Source organism: Pseudarthrobacter sp. fls2-241-R2A-168 (genome assembly GCF_030209335.1).
Classification (GTDB): Bacteria; Actinomycetota; Actinomycetes; order Actinomycetales; family Micrococcaceae; genus Arthrobacter.
This window is the reverse complement of the sequence record NZ_JARVSG010000003.1, coordinates 71,557-89,467: the sequence shown is the minus strand read 5'-3', so window position 1 is coordinate 89,467 and position 17,911 is coordinate 71,557. Positions and strand designations below refer to the sequence as shown.

16 protein-coding genes and 1 tRNA gene are annotated in these 17,911 nt (G+C 65.0%); 9 read left to right on the top strand and 8 right to left on the bottom strand.

The annotated features are described in order from the left end of the window. Window positions 1-8: 8 nt before the first annotated feature. Both QRN11_RS01085 and QRN11_RS01080 read right to left on the bottom strand, forming a co-directional pair. Entirely contained in the window at window positions 9-491 is a 483-nt protein-coding gene (locus QRN11_RS01085) for an FHA domain-containing protein FhaB/FipA (RefSeq protein WP_285249528.1), read from the bottom strand. Further along, entirely contained in the window at window positions 488-1,219 is a 732-nt protein-coding gene (locus QRN11_RS01080; protein ID WP_285249527.1) for an FHA domain-containing protein, read from the bottom strand. Before QRN11_RS01080 ends, QRN11_RS01085 begins: the two co-directional genes overlap by 4 nt. A gap of 374 nt (window positions 1,220-1,593) precedes the next feature. Here QRN11_RS01080 and QRN11_RS01075 point away from each other — a divergent pair. After that, window positions 1,594-1,676 (top strand) — tRNA-Leu (locus QRN11_RS01075). Window positions 1,677-1,822: 146 nt separating this feature from the next. Here QRN11_RS01075 and QRN11_RS01070 read toward each other — a convergent pair. Beyond that, on the bottom strand, window positions 1,823-2,773 hold the full coding sequence (locus QRN11_RS01070; RefSeq protein ID WP_285249526.1) for a 2-hydroxyacid dehydrogenase: 951 nt from the start codon (window positions 2,771-2,773) through the stop codon (window positions 1,823-1,825). Window positions 2,774-3,088: 315 nt separating this feature from the next. On the opposite strand from QRN11_RS01070, the gene QRN11_RS01065 reads away from it, so the two are divergent. Genes QRN11_RS01065 through QRN11_RS01040 form a run of 6 tightly spaced genes read left to right on the top strand, consistent with a single transcriptional unit; the run spans window position 3,089 to window position 9,526 of the window. Continuing rightward, window positions 3,089-4,645 carry an ABC transporter substrate-binding protein gene (locus QRN11_RS01065; protein ID WP_285249525.1) on the top strand — a complete coding sequence of 519 codons (1,557 nt, stop codon included), beginning with the start codon at window positions 3,089-3,091 and terminating at the stop codon, window positions 4,643-4,645. Between the two features lie 28 nt (window positions 4,646-4,673). Next, complete coding sequence (locus tag QRN11_RS01060; protein ID WP_285249524.1) at window positions 4,674-5,603, top strand: ABC transporter permease; 930 nt, start codon at window positions 4,674-4,676, stop codon at window positions 5,601-5,603. An 8-nt stretch (window positions 5,604-5,611) separates the two neighbouring features. After that, the gene (locus QRN11_RS01055; protein ID WP_285249523.1) at window positions 5,612-6,601 is read left to right on the top strand and encodes an ABC transporter permease; all 990 of its coding nucleotides are present in this window, start codon (window positions 5,612-5,614) and stop codon (window positions 6,599-6,601) included. A 2-nt stretch (window positions 6,602-6,603) separates the two neighbouring features. Then, window positions 6,604-7,755, top strand: a complete 1,152-nt coding sequence (locus QRN11_RS01050) for an ABC transporter ATP-binding protein (RefSeq protein WP_285249522.1) — start codon at window positions 6,604-6,606, stop codon at window positions 7,753-7,755. Then, complete coding sequence (locus tag QRN11_RS01045; protein ID WP_285249521.1) at window positions 7,748-8,779, top strand: ABC transporter ATP-binding protein; 1,032 nt, start codon at window positions 7,748-7,750, stop codon at window positions 8,777-8,779. Before QRN11_RS01050 ends, QRN11_RS01045 begins: the two co-directional genes overlap by 8 nt. A gap of 24 nt (window positions 8,780-8,803) precedes the next feature. Then, window positions 8,804-9,526 carry a sulfite exporter TauE/SafE family protein gene (locus QRN11_RS01040; protein WP_285249520.1) on the top strand — a complete coding sequence of 241 codons (723 nt, stop codon included), beginning with the start codon at window positions 8,804-8,806 and terminating at the stop codon, window positions 9,524-9,526. 17 nt (window positions 9,527-9,543) lie between these two features. On the opposite strand, the gene QRN11_RS01035 is transcribed toward QRN11_RS01040, so the two are convergent. Next, window positions 9,544-10,566: a 2-hydroxyacid dehydrogenase gene (locus QRN11_RS01035; protein WP_285249519.1), complete on the bottom strand. Its 1,023-nt coding sequence runs from the start codon at window positions 10,564-10,566 to the stop codon at window positions 9,544-9,546. Further along, window positions 10,563-11,870: a glucarate dehydratase family protein gene (locus tag QRN11_RS01030; RefSeq protein ID WP_285249518.1), complete on the bottom strand. Its 1,308-nt coding sequence runs from the start codon at window positions 11,868-11,870 to the stop codon at window positions 10,563-10,565. Before QRN11_RS01030 ends, QRN11_RS01035 begins: the two co-directional genes overlap by 4 nt. Before the next feature lie 125 nt (window positions 11,871-11,995). Between QRN11_RS01030 and QRN11_RS01025 the strand changes: the two genes are divergently transcribed. Continuing rightward, entirely contained in the window at window positions 11,996-12,922 is a 927-nt protein-coding gene (locus tag QRN11_RS01025) for a LysR family transcriptional regulator (RefSeq protein WP_285249517.1), read from the top strand. A 30-nt stretch (window positions 12,923-12,952) separates the two neighbouring features. Here the strand turns inward: QRN11_RS01025 and QRN11_RS01020 are convergent, their stop codons facing one another. From QRN11_RS01020 to QRN11_RS01010, 3 genes are all read right to left on the bottom strand, one after another. Then, complete coding sequence (locus tag QRN11_RS01020) at window positions 12,953-13,651, bottom strand: FadR/GntR family transcriptional regulator (RefSeq protein WP_091419329.1); 699 nt, start codon at window positions 13,649-13,651, stop codon at window positions 12,953-12,955. Window positions 13,652-13,675: 24 nt separating this feature from the next. Beyond that, window positions 13,676-14,803, bottom strand: a complete 1,128-nt coding sequence (locus tag QRN11_RS01015; protein ID WP_285249516.1) for an L-talarate/galactarate dehydratase — start codon at window positions 14,801-14,803, stop codon at window positions 13,676-13,678. 718 nt (window positions 14,804-15,521) lie between these two features. Then, window positions 15,522-16,088 carry a GNAT family N-acetyltransferase gene (locus tag QRN11_RS01010; protein ID WP_285249515.1) on the bottom strand — a complete coding sequence of 189 codons (567 nt, stop codon included), beginning with the start codon at window positions 16,086-16,088 and terminating at the stop codon, window positions 15,522-15,524. 386 nt (window positions 16,089-16,474) lie between these two features. Here QRN11_RS01010 and QRN11_RS01005 point away from each other — a divergent pair, with 386 nt between their 5' ends. Next, the gene (locus tag QRN11_RS01005; protein WP_285249514.1) at window positions 16,475-17,881 is read left to right on the top strand and encodes an FAD-binding oxidoreductase; all 1,407 of its coding nucleotides are present in this window, start codon (window positions 16,475-16,477) and stop codon (window positions 17,879-17,881) included. The last annotated feature ends 30 nt before the right edge of the window (window positions 17,882-17,911 follow it).

Below are 17,911 nucleotides of genomic sequence, written 5' to 3'. Positions count from 1 at the left end.
GGCCACGCCTATGGCCTCAATTCGATGACCGTCTTGCCGATTCTCACGGGAACACCAGGTTCAACGGGCAGGGCGCGGGTCAGTTGCTGATCGCCCAGGTAGGTGCCGTTGGTGGAGCCGAGGTCTTCAATGAACCAGCGGCTGCCCTGGGGAAAGAGCCTGGCATGGCGGCCGGAGGCGTAGTCGTCCTCCAGGACCAGGGTGGCCTCCTGGGCGCGGCCCAAAAGAATGGGGCTTGCGGCGAGGGGAAGGGTCGTTCCCTTGAGGGGGCCTTCAACCACTACCAGCTGCCTGGCATGCTGTTTCACTGGCTGCGGGGGAGCCTCGGCGAGGTCCGGGTTCTTGCGGACCTGGCGGGCGGTGGGGGCGCCGGCGGCTGCTTTGCGGCCCACCATGAGGTCGCGGCGCATGGCAGAAACGATGCTGAAGATCAGCACCCACAGCAGCAGCAGGAAGCCGAACCGCAGGGCGGTGATGGTCAGTTCGCTCATACGGAGCCACCCGGGCTGGCGGGGAGCAGGCGGAAGATGATCTTTGTCCGTCCCATCGTGATGGTGGAGCCGTCGGTCAGTTCGGTGCTTCCGGAAACTTTGTGTCCGTTGACATAGCTGCCATTGGTGGAGCCCATGTCCACGGCGCTCGTGACGCCGTTGACAGTCCGGATTTCGAGGTGGCGCCGTGAAACTCCGGTGTCCTCGATGTGGATGTCAGCTTCTGAAGAGCGGCCCAGCACGATCGACGGTGCGTTCAGTGAGTACCGCTGGCCGTCAATGTCCAGGACAGGCTGCAGGCGTACTGGCCGGCGGTTGGGAGCGGCCGGGACGTTGGGACGGGCTGGCGCGGAACCGGACTTTTCTGTTGTGGAAACGATCTCGAAGTCGCCGGGCCGCAGTTCCGACTCGCGCCGGAAGGAAATCCGTACCGGGCCCTGCAGGATGTAGCCCTGGCTGCGGACGTGGTTGATGACGACGTCGCACAGTTCCTCGGCCAGGGCCGTACCCCACTCCTGGGCGCGCTTGAAGTCCTCATCGCTGAGCTGGACGTCAAAAACGTTGGGCACCAGGGTGCGGCCGGCGGCAACGGTGAGGGATTTGTGGTCCACTTCGCGCCGGAGCCGGCTGGCGATCTCCACGGGTTCCACCTGGGCACGCGAGCCGGTGGAGAAGACGCCCCGGACGGCTTTTTCGATGCCGCGCTCCACCTTGTCCAGCAGACCCATGGTTCTTCTCCTTTCCCCCCGGCTGCGGGGCAGTTTTCGTTCCGTAAGTTCACTTGCAGTGGTGTTGCCAGGCCTTCGGTGTGCCCGCAGGCAGCAGCCACTCCTACATCCGATACTACTGGGCAGGCCTGTGAATGACCCTAATTCACAACGGCCGGGCGCCGCCAAAAGTTCGGTTTGAGGTTGGGTTTGGTGCCGTGGTGGCCTTGGATTCAGCTCTGCGGCGCAGCCTTTGTGGTCCCTACTTGCGGGCATCAAAGGCCGCTCCGGAGCCCAATTGGTGTTTTCCCTGCAATGTCCGTTATGCTTGATCTCGCTGCTTTTACAGGGTTGCGGATCAGGGAAACCGGCCGGAATTCAGTGAAGGAAGTTGCGCGCGAGTGGCGGAACGGCAGACGCGCTGGCTTCAGGTGCCAGTGTCCGAAAGGGCGTGGGGGTTCAAATCCCCCCTCGCGCACGCAAATGAAGAGCCCCGGTCTTAGGACCGGGGCTCTTCTGTTTAACGTCTGGTCACGGATCCTGGGCTTGTTCGCGAATCCTGGCCTTGAGGGTTCGGATTCGCGAACAAGGTTAGGTTTCGCATGGCCGGGCTGCGGGATCGGATCAGGCATGCACGGGCGTGAGGACCGTTCCGTTGTCCACGAAGGAGCGAAGGTTGGCAAGGGTCAACTCCGCCATGGCGGCCCGGGTTTCGTGGGTTCCGCTGCCAAGGTGGGGCAGGAGTACCACGTTGTCCAGCGCCAGGAGGTCTTCGGGGACCTTGGGCTCCTCGGCGAACACGTCCAGCCCGGCGCCGGCGAGCCGGCCCGCCAGCAAGGCTGAAACAAGGGCGTCCTCATCCACCACTGACCCTCGAGCGATGTTAATCAGGTATCCGTTCGGGCCAAGTGCGGCAATAGTGTCCGCGTCCACAAGCTTTTCCGAATCTGGCCCGCCGGCCGCGGCCACTATCAGGACGTCGCAGCCGGCTGCGAGCTCCTGCGGGGAAGCGGCGTACCGGTAGCTGGCTTCCGTTACCGGGTGGCGGCTGTGGTAGCTGATCGCACAGTCGAACGCCTCAAGACGACGGGCAATGACACGCCCAATCCGGCCCAGCCCCAGGATGCCCACGCGCTTGCCGCTGGCCTTCGTGGCGAGCGGATAGTTGCCCTTGTTCAGCCAGTCGCCGCGGCGCACGAAGCGGTCTGCGGAATTGATTCCCCGCAGCACGTCAAGGTAGAGCGCAATAGCAGTGTCAGCCACGCAGTCGTTGAGCACATCCGGGGTGTTGCTGACGGTGATGCCCCGTTCGAGTGCCTGGGCCGCATCAGTGGTGTCATAGCCGACGCCGAAATTGATGACTGCGCGCAGGTTCGGCAGGGCGCGCATCAGCTCCGTCCCCACGCCGAATTTGCCGGACGTCACTGCAATAGCGAAGGACGCGCCGTGTTCGTGCAGGAATTCGTTCCGCGCCTGGGCGGAATCGGGCAGGCGGACCGCCCCGTAGTCCCCGGCAATGGTGTCTTGGACGATCGGCATCAGTGGCCCTACCTGGAGGACGGCGTTGTTCTTCATAGCTGCACCCTAGGTTTCGTGACTCATACAGGTCCAACTTGGAATTGGCATGGATCGATGCCTGAACTGTATTGATCGCGCTGCTTCGCCGCGATGGCGCGGAATTCCGTAGCGAGTGGTCCTGATCACAGCGCATAAAAGCGGATTTCCGGCGCGACCGCCCGGGCGGAGGGACGGCCAATTTCCTTGTGGACCCCCAGGAGCTCAATTAGCTTGAGTCCAGCGTGGCGGCCCCTAAGGCCCTGTTATCCGGCGTTGCCCGGCGGTGCAGGAGCGTCCCGCTGCCGTACGTATCGAACCTGGAGGAACCCAAAGATGTCTTCTTCAAAGCTTCCCATCGCCAGAGCGCTTAAGTGGCCTGCCCTGGCATCCGTCGCAGTACTGGGATTGAGCGGCTGCACCGTTGCAAATTCGGACGACGGCGGTGCTGCCGCCGCTGATACGGTCCGCGTGGTCCTCAGCCAGGAACCGCCCACCCTCGAAGCCTGTGAATCGAACCTGACGTCCACCGGTGTTGTGGTGCGCTCGAACGTGACCGAGCCGCTGATCGAACGCAACCCCACCACGGGCGGGCTCGAACCCAAGCTTGCTACCGAATGGAAGGCCACGTCCGATACGGAATGGACGCTGAAGCTTCGTGAGGGCGTCACGTTCCAGGACGGTACTCCCTTCAACGCCGAGGCAGCTGCCTTCACCATCGACCGGGCCGTCAACTCGAAGCTTGGCTGCAATGTTGAGGGGTACGTCTTCGGCGATGACGACCTGGCCGTCAAGGCCGTGGATGCCACCACGCTGACCGTGACTACTGCCGAACCGGACCCCATCCTGCCCTTGCGGCTCTCCTTCCTCGAAGTGGTGCCGACGTCCACGAGCACCACGGAGAAGGTTCGCCAGCCGGTAGGCACCGGCCCGTACAAGATCGACTCCTGGGACGCCGGACAGAAGATCACGCTCTCCAGCTGGGATGGCTACTGGGGAGACAAACCGGCCTACGCCAAAGCCGAGTACCAGTGGCGCTCGGAGAGCTCGGTGCGGGCCGCGATGGTCACCAGCGGGGAAGCCGATGTTGCCATGGGGCTGAGCCCTGATGACAACATCGGTGACCTCGGCGTGGACTACCCGAATAACGAGACCGTTGCCCTGCGGATGGACGCGAACGAGGCGCCGCTCAATGACATCCGGGTCCGCCAGGCGGTCAACTTCGCCATCGACAAGGAAGGCATCGTCAACTCCCTCTACCAGGGCAAGCACCAGGTGGCGGCACAGCTGGTTCCGGAAGGCATCGTCGGCCACAACTCGAGCCTGTCCGGCTGGCCGTTCGACCTGGAGAAAGCCAAGTCCCTCGTCGCCGAGGCAAAGGCCGACGGCGTGGACACGTCAAAGCAGATCTCGCTGGTTGTCCGCAGTGCCCAGTTCCCCAAGATCACGGAACTGGCCCAGGTACTCCAGGAGCAACTCAGCCAGGCCGGTTTGAACGTCAAGCTCAAGATGCTTGAAACCAGCCAGCACCTGACCTACCAGGTCCGTCCGTTCGCGGAGGATGAGGGAGCGGTTGCCCTGATGACCCAGCACGGCAACCAGGCGGGTGACGCAGCGTTCACCGTTGACCAGTACATGCTCTCCACCGGCGCCCAGAGCTACTTTGGCACACCCGAGTTCGACGCCATGATCAAGAAGGCCGATGCTGCCTCCGGGGAGGACCGCAAGAAGGCGTTTGAGGAGATCTTCGCCTACCAGAACGACAAGGTGGTCCAGTTCGCACACATCTCGCACCAGACCGGCATCCTTGGCCTGGCCAAGTCCCTGACCTACAAGCCCAACTCGTCCAGCGGCGATGAACTGCGCATTTCGGAAATGACGCCGGCGAACTAGGTCCCGCCACCGGGAGGGAAGGACAACCATGCTGATCTACTTGAGAAAGCGCATTGTTTCCAGCGCACTGCCGCTGGTGGTGGTGGTCGTGGGCGTGTTCGCGCTGGCCAGGATGACCGGTAACCCGGCCAGCCTGTACCTGCCACTGAACGCAACCCAGCAGATGCGGGACGACTTCACGGCCCGCAATGGCCTGGACCAGCCGCTGCTGGTGCAGATGGCAGACTACTTCGGCGGGGTGCTCCGGCTCGACTTCGGACAGTCGCTGCGGACCGGGCAGGATGCTGCCGCCATGGCGTTGCGGGCTTTCCCGGCCACGCTCCAGCTCGCCGCAACCACCATGGTGCTGGCGGTACTGCTCGCCCTGGTGGTGGGCTGCTGGGCAGCCTTGAAGCCGAATGGCGTTGCGGACCGGATCTCAAGTTTCATCTCAATGGCTGCCGCTTCCATCCCGGATTTCTGGCTGGCCATTGTGGGCATCTGGGTTTTTGCCATCACCCTGGGCTGGCTGCCGACATCCGGTGTGTCGGGAGCCAGCGCCTGGGTGCTTCCGATCGCCACCCTGCTCCTGCGCCCGTTCGGTGTGCTGGTGCAGATTGTCCGCGGCTCCATGGTGTCCGCACTGTCCGAGCCCTACGTCAAGCTGGCCCGGAGCCGCGGCGCCGGTGACCTGCGGGTGGTCACCCACCACGCACTGCGCAACGCCGCCGCACCGGCATTGACCGTGGCCGGTGACCTGACGGTTGGCCTGGTGAACGGCGCCGTAGTGGTGGAGACCATCTTCGGCTGGCCCGGCATTGGCAAGCTCATGATCGATTCGATCCTGCAGCGGGACTTCGCCGTCCTGCAGGCAGCAGTGCTGCTCACCGCTGTCGCCATCTTTGCCCTGAACATCCTCATTGACATGGGCTACGCGCTGCTGGACGCACGCGTCCGTCCCGTGACGGTCAAAGCCTAGGAGGACCCATGACGACTTCAATGACTGACAGCGCCGCGGTGCCACAGCCGGACGCACAGCAACCTCCGACCAAAAACACGGCGGCCGGCAAGGGCGGGAATCCTGGCCTGTTCCGCCTCCTGCTCAAGGACCGCTTTGCCGCCGCATCCGCGCTGGTCCTGGTGGCCGTGGGCCTGACGGCGCTGGTGGGCCCGGCCCTGATGGGTGACCTGGCCACCAAACAGAACCTGCTGTTTGCCAACAAGGCCCCCTTCACCATGGCGCACGGCTGGGAGTACTTCCTGGGCAGTGACTCGCTGGGCCGCAGCATGCTGGCGCGGCTGGTGGTGGCGAGCCGCACCACGCTGTCCGTGGCATTACCGGCTGTGGCGGTGGCCCTGGTGATCGGTTCGCTTTGGGGTGTCTGGGCCGGTTTCCACCGGGGCTGGCGGGAAAACGTGTCCATGCGCATCGCCGACGTGATCATGAGCTTCCCATCGCTGCTGCTCGCCGTGGTGGTGCTGTACGTGTTCAGCCCCTCCGCCGCGAACATCGTGCTGATCCTCGCCCTGACCCGCATCCCTATCTACCTGCGCACGGGACGCGCCGAGTCCGCCGAACTGCAGAGCCGCACCTTTGTGGATGCTGCCCGGACCTTTGGCGCAAAACCCAACGCCATCATCGTCCGGCATGTCATCCCGGTGGTGCTGCCCACCCTGCTGACCCTGGCCACCCTGGAGTTCTGCTACGTCATGCTGGCCGAATCCTCGCTCAGCTTCCTGGGGATTGGCATCCAGCCGCCGGACGTGAGCTGGGGCCTGATGGTTTCGCAAGGCAGGCAGTACCTGCAGACGGCATGGTGGCTGTCCATCTTCCCGGGCGTCGCCATCGTGGTGACCACCATCGCCGCCAACGTCCTGGCTGCCTGGCTGCGGATCGCAACGGATCCCGCGCAGCGCTGGCGCCTGGCACTTCCCCGTAAGCGGCTGATCGTCCGTATCCCAGCGAAGGAGGCATAACCGTGAGAACAGCTGCCGAACAAGCTCCCGCAAACAGCAGGCCGCGGGCAGGGACGCCCGCAATACAGTCGCAGGCCCACGATGTTGTCCTGCAGGTGAAGGACCTCGCGGTGGACATCCGCACACACCGCGGCACCATCCGCGCCGTGAACAGCGTGGCGTTTGAAGCACGGGCCGGGGAAACCCTGGCACTGCTCGGTGAATCAGGGTGCGGCAAGTCGATGACCGCCAAGGCCCTGGCCGGAATCATGGACCCGGTGTGCGACCTCGCCGACGGGCAGATAGTCCTCAACGGCACCGACCTTGCTGCGCTGAGCCCGAAGGAGAGGCTGAAGTTCGCGGGACCGGAACTTGGCATTGTGTTCCAGGACGCCCTCACCGCGTTGAACCCTGTATATACAGTCGGAACACAGCTCGGGGAGGCCTTCCGCATCCACCGGGGCCTGAACGCGAAGCAGGCCCGGCTTGAAGCGATCGACCTGATGAAGCGGGTGGGCATCCCTGAACCGGAGTCACGGGTCAACTCCTATCCGCACCAGTTCTCCGGCGGTATGCGCCAGCGGATCCTCATCGCCATGGCGGTGGCCCTCAACCCGCGCCTGCTGATCGCCGACGAGCCCACCACCGCACTGGACGTCACGGTCCAGGCCCAGATTATGCAGCTGCTGCGCACGCTCCGCGAGGAAGGCCAGATGGCCGTCATCCTCATCACCCACGATCTTGCGGTGGTGGCGGAGGAAGCGGACTCCGTGGCGGTGATGTATGCCGGCAACGTGGTGGAGAGCGGCCCCGTGGCCGAGGTCTTTGCCGACCCCCGGCATCCCTACACCAAGGGATTGCTGGAGTCCGTTCCCGTCCACCTGGAACGCGGCGCCCAGCTCAAGTCCATTCCCGGCAGCCCGCCGGAGCTTCACGACATTCCCGCCGGCTGCGTGTACCAGTCGCGCTGCCCCCTGGTGCAGGACATCTGCCGGGCTGAACGCCCCGCGCTCCGCCCGGCAGGCCGGCGCCGTACGGCTGATCCAGCCGGAACCGACGTACTGGAAGCGGACGACGGCGGAATGGGAACCACCCCGGCGGACCGCACCTTCAGTGCGGGACGGCCGGTCCGCACCGCCGCCTGCCACTTCAGCGAGGAGATCACCAATGGCTGAACCGCTTCTGAGCATTGACGGCCTGACCAAAACGTTCCACGTGGCCAAGAGCGCCAGCGGCAACACAAAACTCAAGGCCCTGGACGGGATCAGCCTGACGGTGGGCCGCGGTGAGACCCTGGGCCTGGTGGGCGAATCCGGTTGCGGAAAGTCCACCTTGGCGCGGACGCTGATGATGCTGGAAACGCCTGACCAAGGGACCGTCAGCTTTGAGGGGACCAACCCGTTCGGGCTGCGCGGCAAGGAACTGCTGGGCTGGCGGCGCCGGGTGCAGATGGTCTTCCAGGACCCCTTCGCCTCGCTGAATGCCCGGATGAGTGCCGGGGACATCATCGCCGAGCCCTGGACCACCCACCGCAGCCTCTATCCGACGTCAAAGGAACGGGACGAGCGGGTCCGTGAGCTGTTGCAGATGGTGGGACTGCGCGCATCGGACGCCCGGAAGTCGCCGCAGGAGTTCTCCGGCGGCCAGCGCCAGCGGATTGGCATCGCCCGCGCCTTGGCGCTGAACCCGGATGTCATCATCCTTGATGAGCCGGTGTCCGCACTGGATCTGTCAGTCCAGGCGCAGGTCCTGAACCTGCTCAACGAGCTGCGGCGCGAACTTGGCGTTTCCTACATCTTTATTTCCCACGACCTGACGGTGGTCCGGCACGTGGCGGACCGGGTGGCGGTGATGTACCTCGGCAGGATCATCGAAACGGGCGAGACGGAGGAAGTCTTCGACCATCCCCGCCACCCGTACACCGCGGCCCTGATGTCGGCCTCACCGAAGCTGGACGTCTCCGGTGGCAGGCGAGACCGGATTGTCCTGAAGGGCGATTTGCCCTCGCCGCTGGATCCTCCGTCAGGCTGCCGCTTCCGCACCCGGTGCTGGAAGGCGCAGGATATCTGTGCCGACGTGGCCCCGGAACCCCAGGTCCTGACCGCGCCGGACGGCAGGCGGCACAGCGCTGAATGCCACTTCCCGCTCGATTCCCTCAAAGGCCTGTCGGGCGCGGCCGTCACCGCCAGTGCCCCGTGACAGGCGACAGGTGACGGGTGCCTTGTGACTGGTCCCGAATATGCCGTGATCGCGGGAGTGGTCTTCCTGGCGGCCTGCCTCCAGGCCTCCAGCGGTTTTGGCATGGGCTTGCTGGCAGCGCCGGTGATCGCGATCATCGACCCGGCGCTGCTGCCGGCCACCCTGATCCTCCTGGCACTGCTGGTGACGGTGATGGTCACCGTGACGGAGCGGCAGAGCCTGGACCTGCGCGGGACCGGCTGGGCCCTGGCCGGTAGGATCCCCGGGAGCTTCCTGGGCGCCTGGCTGGTGGCGGCGTCGTCGCGGGAGGGTCTGGCCTGGGTAGTGGTGATTGTGGTGCTGATGGGCCTGGTCCTGGCCGTGAGGGGATGGGCTCCCCGGCCCCGCCGCAGAACCTTGATGGCGGCCGGGGCAGCCTCGGGCATCATGGGTACAGCCACCTCCATCGGCGGCCCGCCCATGGCGCTCGTCTGGCAAGGGCACGAGGGGCCACGCCTGCGCGGAACCATGAGCGCCTTCTTTATGGTGGGCTCGGCCATATCGATGGCGATGCTGTGGCTGGCCGGTGAAGTCACGCCGGACATGCTGGGCCTGGCACTGTGGATGGTTCCGGCGGTTGTGGCCGGCTACGTGGCATCCCGGTACGTGAACCGGTTCCTCACCCCGGCGCGGCTCAAAGGGCTGGCGTTTGGTGCCTCGGCGCTGGGAAGTGTGCTGCTGGTGCTTCAGCTGGTTTTGTCCGGGTAGCCGGCCGGTCCCGAAGGTCAGCCCGCCGCAACAGGCTCGCGCACCACGTTCCGGAGTTCTTCGCCGCGGGCCAGCCGCCGGATGTTGGCCGCGATGTCCTGGGCGCGGCGTTCAAAGGTGATCCGGGCGTGGCCGGAATGGTGGGGCGTGAGCACGGTGTTCGCCAACGAGGCGAAGGGCAGTTCGGCGGGCGGGATGATGCCGTCCGCGGGGGCACCCCACCAGACGTCAATCCCCGCGCCCGCGATCCGCTGTCCCCTTAAGGCCTCGAACAGCGCAGCCTGGTCCACCACGGGGCCACGTGCCACGTTTATCAGCAGCGCGGTCGGCTTCATGGCAGCGAACTCGGTTGCCCCGATCATGCCCCTGGTGTCTGCATCCAGCGGGACCGTCACCACCACAACGTCGGAGCTGGCCAGAAGCTCGTGCAAATCCGGCTTCGCGCCCACCCAGGCCAGCTGCACTCCTTCGGGGAGGGGGGCGGACGGGTTTCGCCGGACAGCACGCACTTCCATCCCCATCGCTGCGGCCACCCGCGCCACTTCCGCGCCAATGGAACCGAGTCCCACCAGGCCAAGCGTCAGGTCCGCGAGGATGGGATGGAACGGCACGTCCCCGGCCGTGGCAATGGTGTGCCATTGGCCCCTGCGCACGTCCCGGTCCGCCCTCACCACATTGCGCGAGAGCATCAGCGTGACCATCAGGACGTGCTCGGCGATGGGCCGGGCGTGGTGGAAGGTGTTGGCAACCGCGGCCTGCGGTGCCAGGTGGTCCAGGGCGATTTTGTCGTACCCGGCGCCGGTGACATGGACCAGGCGGAGGTTCGCGGCACGCTCGGCTTCCGCTGGTGCCAGGGAAGAACAAACGACGACGTCGGCCCGCTCCAGTGCGTCACGCTTCCGTTCCGGGCTCCAGGCCGCCGCGATGTCCCAGCGGTGAGCGCCGCCGTCGTGCGTTAATACGTCCTGGAACCTGCTGATGATGGGATCGGTGACCACAATCCGCAATGGCTCCACGGCGCCCGCAGGAGCAGCGCTCACCAGCGCGGGCTCTGGAGCTGGTACGAGGAGTTGATCCGCTGCATGTAGCCGGTGTCGTCCCGGCTGCGGATGCCGCAGTCCAGGTACTGGCGGTGCAGGCGTTCCAGGGCATCGCGGTCCACCTCAATACCGAGCCCCGGCCCGGTGGGGACCTCGACTGCACCGTCCCTGAACTTCAGTGCCCCGTGCTTGATGACGTCCTCGGCCGGGTCTTTCCAGGGCCAGTGCGTATCGCAGGCGTAATCGAGGGTGGGGGTGGCTGCCGCGAGATGGACCATCGCGGCCAGGCTGATGCCCAGGTGCGAGTTTGAGTGCATGGACAGGCCCAGGCCGAATGTTTCGGTGATGCCGGCGAGGAACTGGCTGCGGCGCAGGCCGCCCCAGAAGTGGTGGTCGGACAGGATGACGTCCACGGCTCCGGCAGCCACAGCGGGTGCAACATCCGCGAAGCTGACCACACACATGTTGGTAGCCAACGGCATGCCCACCTCGCGTCGGACTGCCGCCATGCCGTCGATGCCCGGCGTCGGATCTTCCAGGTACTCCAGCACTCCGTCCAGTTCCTTACCCACACGGATGGAGGTCTCGACTGTCCAGGCCGCATTGGGATCGATGCGCAGGGGCAGGTCCGGGAATTCCCCGCGGAGGGCCTGGATGGCGGCGATCTCCTCCTCGGGCGGGAAGACGCCGGCCTTGAGCTTGAGCGCGCCGAAGCCGTAGCGGTCCACCATGGTCCGTGCCTGCCGGACGATGCCGGTGGGGTCCAGGGCCTCGCCCCAAGCGTCGCCGGCCTGGCCGGGGTGGGCTGCCCATTTGTAGAAGAGGTAGCCGCTGAACTGGATGGCCTCGCGGACCGCGCCGCCGAGCAGGTCGCTGACGGGCCGGCCCAGCAGCTTGCCCTGGATGTCCAAGGCGGCGACGTCGAACGCGGAAAGGACACGGTCTCCGGTGCTGGAGCCGGTCACCATGCCGCTCATGCCGTGGCCGCCCTCGATGGTGTCCTGGTGGAGGGCGTGAATAATGGCAACGCGCATGCTGTTGATGTTGAAGATGTCCGTGCCGGGCAGGGAATCGGCGGCGAGCTTGAGGCGGGCGATGTGCCCGGCGTCGCCGTAGGTTTCGCCAAAGCCCGAAACGCCGGCGTCCGTGTGAACCTCCACGATGGCGCGAAGGGCGAACGGTTCGTGGACGCCCACGGTGTTGAGCAGGGGCGGGTCCTTGAAGGCCACAGGTGTGATGGTGACGCCGGTGATCCTGGCCTGGTTGAGGTGGGCTTGTAGCTGTGCTGCGGGCGCGTGGTTCATCAAGGTCCTCATTGACTCGGGTGCCGGATTGACTTGCATATGTGCTCCTGGTCACTGACGATATGGGAAGCAATCAATACACGTCCAAGCCAACTTCTGCACTCAACCATCCAGAAAAGGTATGAATGTTCTCGCTACCCCAGTTAGAGGCGTTTGTGGCTGTGGCCGAAGAGCTCCACTTCGGGGCTGCTGCCGAGCGGCTGAACATGACGCAGCCGCCGCTGAGCCGGCAGATCCAAATGCTTGAAAAGAAGCTGGGGACACTGCTGTTCAGCAGGACCAGCAGGAAGGTGGAACTGACGGCGGCCGGGGCCATGCTGTTGCCGCGCGCCCGGCAGATCCTGGACATGTGCATCAAAACGGACATGGATGTCCGGCGGGTCTCCTCCGGGCAGGCCGGCACCATTACGGTGGGCTACACGGCCATCGCGGGGCAGAGTGCTCTGCCCATGATGCTGCGGCGCGCGGCTGAAGGGATGCCAGGGGTGTCCTTTGTGCTGCGGGAGCTGGTTTCCACGGACCAGATGGACGGGCTGGTGAAGGGAAACGTTGACATCGGATTACTGCGGCCCATCGTGGCGCGGCCGGGTGTGGTGTCCCGGCCCCTCATGCAGGATCGGCTGGTGGTGGCGCTGCCGGAGGGCAGTCTGCTCCTGGGCAGCACTGCGCCGCCCGTGGGGGAGCCGTTGCCGCTGGGATCACTGGACCGGCGGCCCCTGCTGATGTATTCCACCAAGGAGGCGCGCTACTTCCACGATCTGGTGCTCCGGCTGTTCGCCAGCGCGGGTGCCCATGCCAACATCACCCAGTACGCCAGCCAGGTCCCCGCGCTCCTGGCCTTTGTACAGGCCGGGCTGGGCGTGACGCTGGTGCCGGCGTCAGCCATGGCGTTTGCGCCGCCGGGGGTGGAGTTCCGCGAGATCGACGGCCGGCACGGGATGCAGGAGCTGAACCGGGTGGACCTCGAACTGGCATGGAACGAGGAGACGGACAACCCGGCAGTCCTGAGGCTCCTGGACCTGATCGAACCGCTGGCGGAGGCGGCGGGCTGATGGGGTCGCTTTGCCGGGACGCGCGCGAGGCTACGGGCGCGCGGAGGCCTTGAACCGTCGTCGTGAGTTGGCCAAATGGCTGCGCATGGCAGCGGCCGCGGCAGCCTCGTCGCCGTCGGCGATGGCGTCCGAGATGGAGCGGTGCTCCTGGACCACCTGGTCGAAGTGGTCGCGGGCGTAATGCTCGACGCCGGTCATCAAGCGGGTGCGCGGCATCGCGATCATCGTCTGGCCCAGTGCGGCCAGGCAGTCCGAGTAATAGGGGTTGCCGGAGGCGGCCGCCACGGCGCGGTGGAACTCGAAGTCGGACTTCATGGCGTGGGCCGGGTGTCCGGCACTGGCTGTGAACTCCTCAAGCGCAGTTGTCACGGCGCGGAGTTGCCGCTCGGTGTGGTTGCGGGCGGCAAGTGCGGCGGCCTCGGTTTCCACGCCCATGCGGAACTCGAGCAGGTGGAGGCGGTCCTCCATGGTGGCCACCGGACGGGACCCAGGTGCTGCCTGGGGCCCGTCCGACGGCGGGGTGAGGGCGAAGCTGCCGCGCCCCCGTTCGGTTTCCACGAGTCCCTCGGCCTGGAGCCGGGTCAGCGCCGCGCGGACCACGGTGCGGCTGACGCCGAAGTCGCTGATGAGGGTGTTCTCGCTGGGCAGCTTCTCACCTGGCTGGATGACGCCGTCGACAATGCGGGTGCGAAGGTCAGCGGCGAGGTCCGCGGTGAGGTTCCGGCTCATGGCTTCAAGGTTACGGCTTCAGGGTTATGCGCCGAACTCCACGGACTCTGTGGTCCAGGCGCGTGCCTGGTCGCTGAGGGTGACGCCGAGGCCCGGGCGGTCCGGAACGATCATGCGGCCGTCCTTGGTTTCGAGGCGCTCGTTGAACAGCGGGTCCAGCCAGTCGAAGTGCTCCACCCAAGGCTCGCGCGGGTAGGCGGCGGCGAGGTGGAGGTGGATTTCCATGGCGAAGTGCGGTGCCAGGCCAAGCCCGCGTTCGTCGGCGAGGGCGGCGAGGCGGAGGAACTGGGTGATGCCGCCCACGCGGGGTGCGTCCGGCTGGATGATGTCGCAGCCGTTGGCGTTGATGAGGCCCTTGTGTTCGGCCACGGAAGCAAGCATTTCACCGGTGGCGATGGGGGTATCCAGGACGTTGGCGAGGTGTGCGTGGCCTTCGAAGTCGTAGGCGTCCAGGGGTTCTTCGATCCAGATGAGGTTGAACTCCTCAAGCTGGCGGCCCATGCGCAGGGCGGTGGCGCGGTCCCACTGCTGGTTGGCGTCCACCATGAGGGGGACGTCCCAGCCGATGTGTTCGCGGATGCCGGCGACGCGGCGCAGGTCTTCCTTGCTGTCCGGGAGGCCCACCTTGATCTTGATGCCGCCAATGCCTTCTTCGAGGGACTGGGTGGCGCGGGCCTTGACCTCTTCGAGGCTGGCGTTGAGGAAGCCGCCGGAGGTGTTGTAGGTCTGGACTGAGTCGCGGTATGAGCCGAGGAACTTGGCCAGCGGCAGGCCGGCCCGCTTGGCCTTGAGGTCATAGAGGGCGATGTCGATGGCGGCGAGGGCCTGGGTGGCGACGCCGGAGCGGCCCACTGAGGCACCGGCCCAGAGCAGCTTGGTGTAGATCTTGGCGATGTCGTTGGGGTCCTCGCCGATGATGCCCTCGGCCACTTCCTTGGCGTGGGCGTACTGGGCGGGGCCGCCGGCGCGCTTTGAGTAGCTGAAGCCGACGCCGGTGTGCCCCAGTTCGGTGGTGATCTCGGCGAAGAGGAAAACCACCTCAGTCATGGGCTTCTGCCGGCCGGTGAAGACTTTGGCATCGCTGATGGGGACAGCGAGGGGGAGGCGGGCGGTGGATAGTTTGACGTGCCGGATCAGATCGACGCTGCTCATGGATTCTCCTAAAGGCGGGGCTGGGCTCCTTCGCCCACGCTCTTAGGATATAAGTTGCCTACTTGTATTACAAGTGGCTGTTTTGTTGGAGCCTGATGGAGTGCCTTCCCGGCTGATTTCCGTTAACCCGAGTTGCTTGGCCATCGTGATGCCCACTGACCTTTCTTATTGACGTTCCTTATTAAGGGCATTTTCAAATCCAGGCGTTCGCGCTGACCCCTGGTGGAACTCATCTATTTAGGCCCCGCTAAAACCTCCCGCGCCGGAACGGTGTCAGGATGAGTTCTATGACCCCGTAAGTGCTCTGTCCAGAAACTTGCGAATGGGTCCTATTCTGACGTCGGCTGGCTGCTCGCCTGACGTCAGGTTGGGGTGTGCTGCAACCGGACGCAATCGCAGAAGGTGGTGTGTAGTGCTCGTCGTCTCGAAACTAATGATGAATGTCGCTGCCGAGACAGCGAGTTCCGACACTGGGTGAAAGAAGCGGCACCAGGTACGGGTCCGAGCACCAGCACGCAGCGCGAAGGCTGGTTCCACTCCCATTGACCGTCCGCACCGAGGACGGGCACCGTTACCAGGCGATTGCTGCTGCCCCCGGTGATCCCGGCTATGCCGCACGTCTGGACCTGGTGTTCTGCCGGCAACTGGCTGGACACTGATTGCGCCATTAGTTTCCGGTTGCGGTCAGGGCTTGCGCTGTATGTGCGGATAGTCCCCCCTACGACACACCGGTTCTCGTTTCGGGCTTGGAGTGGGGCCGTGGCAGGTTGAGGGTGTAGATCACGAGCTGCACGTGGGGAGCGGGCCGGGGTTTCTCCCGCTCGGGTCGTCGGACGAAACCGAACCTGCGGTAGAGCAGCTGGCTTTGTTCGTTTTCGAGGCCGGTATCCAGTACCACCGTGTGCGCTCCGCTTTCGATGGACAGGGCAACTGCCTCCTCCAGGAGCTTCCAGCCGATTCCAGACCTTCGCGCCTCCGGCAGGACGGCGAGGAGCCGGAGTTCGGTCTCGCCCTCCAAAGCCTGCCGGGCCAGTGTGGAGCCGAACGGCAGAAGCGTTGCGGTGCCCACCAGGGAGCCTGTGTCGAGGTTCTCAGCGACGAGGATGACGCCGTCGCGCGCCCGTGCGGCTGCGTCCAGCAGCAGCGCCCGGCGCTCGGGGGTGGGTTGCGGTGCCCCCGGCAGGTGGTGGCCGAAGCCTTCGAATGTCAGCTGCCCGACGGTGTCCAGCTCAGCTTCGGTTGCCGGGCGGACCCGGAACCTCGTTGATGTTGCTGTTGTGGTCATGTGGAATCCCCGTCCTCGGAAAATATTGCCGAACGGAACGCGGCCGGTCACCCGCCAGGGTTCATCCGCTCAGTGCACGCGGGTTCGACATCAATTACAAAGTAGATGCGGATGAATGGCGCAAAAGAACCATTTACGAATAATGAAGACATTACGTGTCTCTAAGTGACTCAGTTTTACGCCATTAAGCTATCTACGACGTCAGGTTGCGAAGTGTGGATTGCGATGTCGTTCCCGCTGGTGCTGGTTATCCCATCCCGGCTAATTTTTCTAGCACTGACTCCCAGTTATATCGAGATTGGGAAATTCACCAAGAAGTCCTGAAATGGCTAGTACACGGGTCACCTGCGTCCAGCGTCTGCCACTACAGGGGGAGAGACGCCGATATGAGTACAACGCAGCTGATTCCCGCAGCAGCCAGGTCCATTCAGAACTACATCCTGGAACTCACCGGCCGTCTTGAAGCCATTGAGATCCTTGAACCTGGTGCCGGAACGGTTCGCTACAGCCATGATGCGGCCACGGTCAGCGCCGCGTCGCAACCGGGACCGGTGGTGGTGCTTCCCTCAACAGCAGCGGAAGTTCAGGCGGCGGTACAGCTTGCAGCGGAACTTGGACTGACGGTGGTGCCCCGCGGTGCCGGCACGGGCCTGTCCGGCGGTGCCACGGCTGGACAGGACCAAGTGGTTATTTCCACGGAAAAGCTCAACCGCATTATCGAGGTTTCGCAGCTGGATGAAGTCGCAGTGGTTGAACCGGGCGTTATTAATGCCGAACTTAATAGGCATTTGGCGCCGTTGGGTTTGTTTTATGCTCCGGACCCGGCAAGCTTCGATATCTCCTCAATTGGCGGAAACATTGCCACCAACGCCGGGGGACTGCGGTGCGCGAAATACGGGGTGACACGCGAATCGATCCTGTCACTGGACGTCGTCCTGGCGGACGGCAGCCTGATCAGCGTGGGACACCGTTCGATCAAGGGCGTCACCGGCTTGGACCTAACCTCGCTGTTCGTTGGCTCCGAGGGCATCCTCGGCATTGTTGTGCGCGCGACCGTCCGCCTGCGACCGGTTCCGGTCGCCCGCAAAACGGTCAGCGCGTACTTCAACAGCACCGCCGAGGGCACCAAGGGACTCTCTGCCATCACCCTTTCACCCGTGCGCCCCGCTGCGATCGAATTCTTCGACGCCCCGAGCCTGGAAAACATTGACGCCCACTCCGGGACCAACCTGCGGGCCCGCGGTGCCGCGCTGATCCTGGTCGAACTCGATGGCTACGGCATTAACGAGCAGGCCGCGGACCTCACTGCAGCGCTCACCAAGGCAGGCGGCCGGGTGACGGTGGAGTCGGACCAGGACGGCGAACAGTTGTGGGAGCTTCGCCGCAGCGGCCGCGGCCTCCCGCAGGATAAGTGGTACATCGGCGAGGACATCGCCGTACCCAAGTCCCAACTCGCCAAGGTCTACGCAGCCTTCCCCGCTCTCGAAGGCCGTTTCGGCGTGAACATTTCCGCCGTCTCCCACGCCGGCGACGGCAACCTCCACCCACTCATCACCAAGGACAAAACCGCCGGGGATGGCACCCACCCCCCGGCAGCCCTCCTGGAAGCAGCCACCGAACTCGTGAAAGTGGCGCTGTCACTGGGCGGCACGGTCACCGGTGAACACGGCGTGGGGACCATCAAGCGCGAATGGGCAGCGCTGGAACTTTCCGAGCGCAGCCGCCGCGTCCAGCGCGCCATCAAGGCCGCCCTGGACCCCCAACAGACACTCAACCCCGGCAAGGCTATCTAGCCCCCTGCCTGCAGCACACGGCCCAGGCCA

Bases quoted from the DNA above. Each gene is read 5' to 3' on its own strand.
- QRN11_RS01085 (WP_285249528.1), bottom strand. From the start codon at position 491: ATGAGCGAACTGACCATCACCGCCCTGCGGTTCGGCTTCCTGCTGCTG.
- QRN11_RS01080 (WP_285249527.1), bottom strand. From the start codon at position 1,219: ATGGGTCTGCTGGACAAGGTGGAGCGCGGCATCGAAAAAGCCGTCCGG.
- QRN11_RS01070 (WP_285249526.1), bottom strand. From the start codon at position 2,773: ATGAAGAACAACGCCGTCCTCCAGGTAGGGCCACTGATGCCGATCGTC.
- QRN11_RS01065 (WP_285249525.1), top strand. From the start codon at position 3,089: ATGTCTTCTTCAAAGCTTCCCATCGCCAGAGCGCTTAAGTGGCCTGCC.
- QRN11_RS01060 (WP_285249524.1), top strand. From the start codon at position 4,674: ATGCTGATCTACTTGAGAAAGCGCATTGTTTCCAGCGCACTGCCGCTG.
- QRN11_RS01055 (WP_285249523.1), top strand. From the start codon at position 5,612: ATGACGACTTCAATGACTGACAGCGCCGCGGTGCCACAGCCGGACGCA.
- QRN11_RS01045 (WP_285249521.1), top strand. From the start codon at position 7,748: ATGGCTGAACCGCTTCTGAGCATTGACGGCCTGACCAAAACGTTCCAC.
- QRN11_RS01030 (WP_285249518.1), bottom strand. From the start codon at position 11,870: ATGAACCACGCGCCCGCAGCACAGCTACAAGCCCACCTCAACCAGGCC.
- QRN11_RS01025 (WP_285249517.1), top strand. From the start codon at position 11,996: ATGTTCTCGCTACCCCAGTTAGAGGCGTTTGTGGCTGTGGCCGAAGAG.
- QRN11_RS01020 (WP_091419329.1), bottom strand. From the start codon at position 13,651: ATGAGCCGGAACCTCACCGCGGACCTCGCCGCTGACCTTCGCACCCGC.
- QRN11_RS01015 (WP_285249516.1), bottom strand. From the start codon at position 14,803: ATGAGCAGCGTCGATCTGATCCGGCACGTCAAACTATCCACCGCCCGC.
- QRN11_RS01010 (WP_285249515.1), bottom strand. From the start codon at position 16,088: ATGACCACAACAGCAACATCAACGAGGTTCCGGGTCCGCCCGGCAACC.
- QRN11_RS01005 (WP_285249514.1), top strand. From the start codon at position 16,475: ATGAGTACAACGCAGCTGATTCCCGCAGCAGCCAGGTCCATTCAGAAC.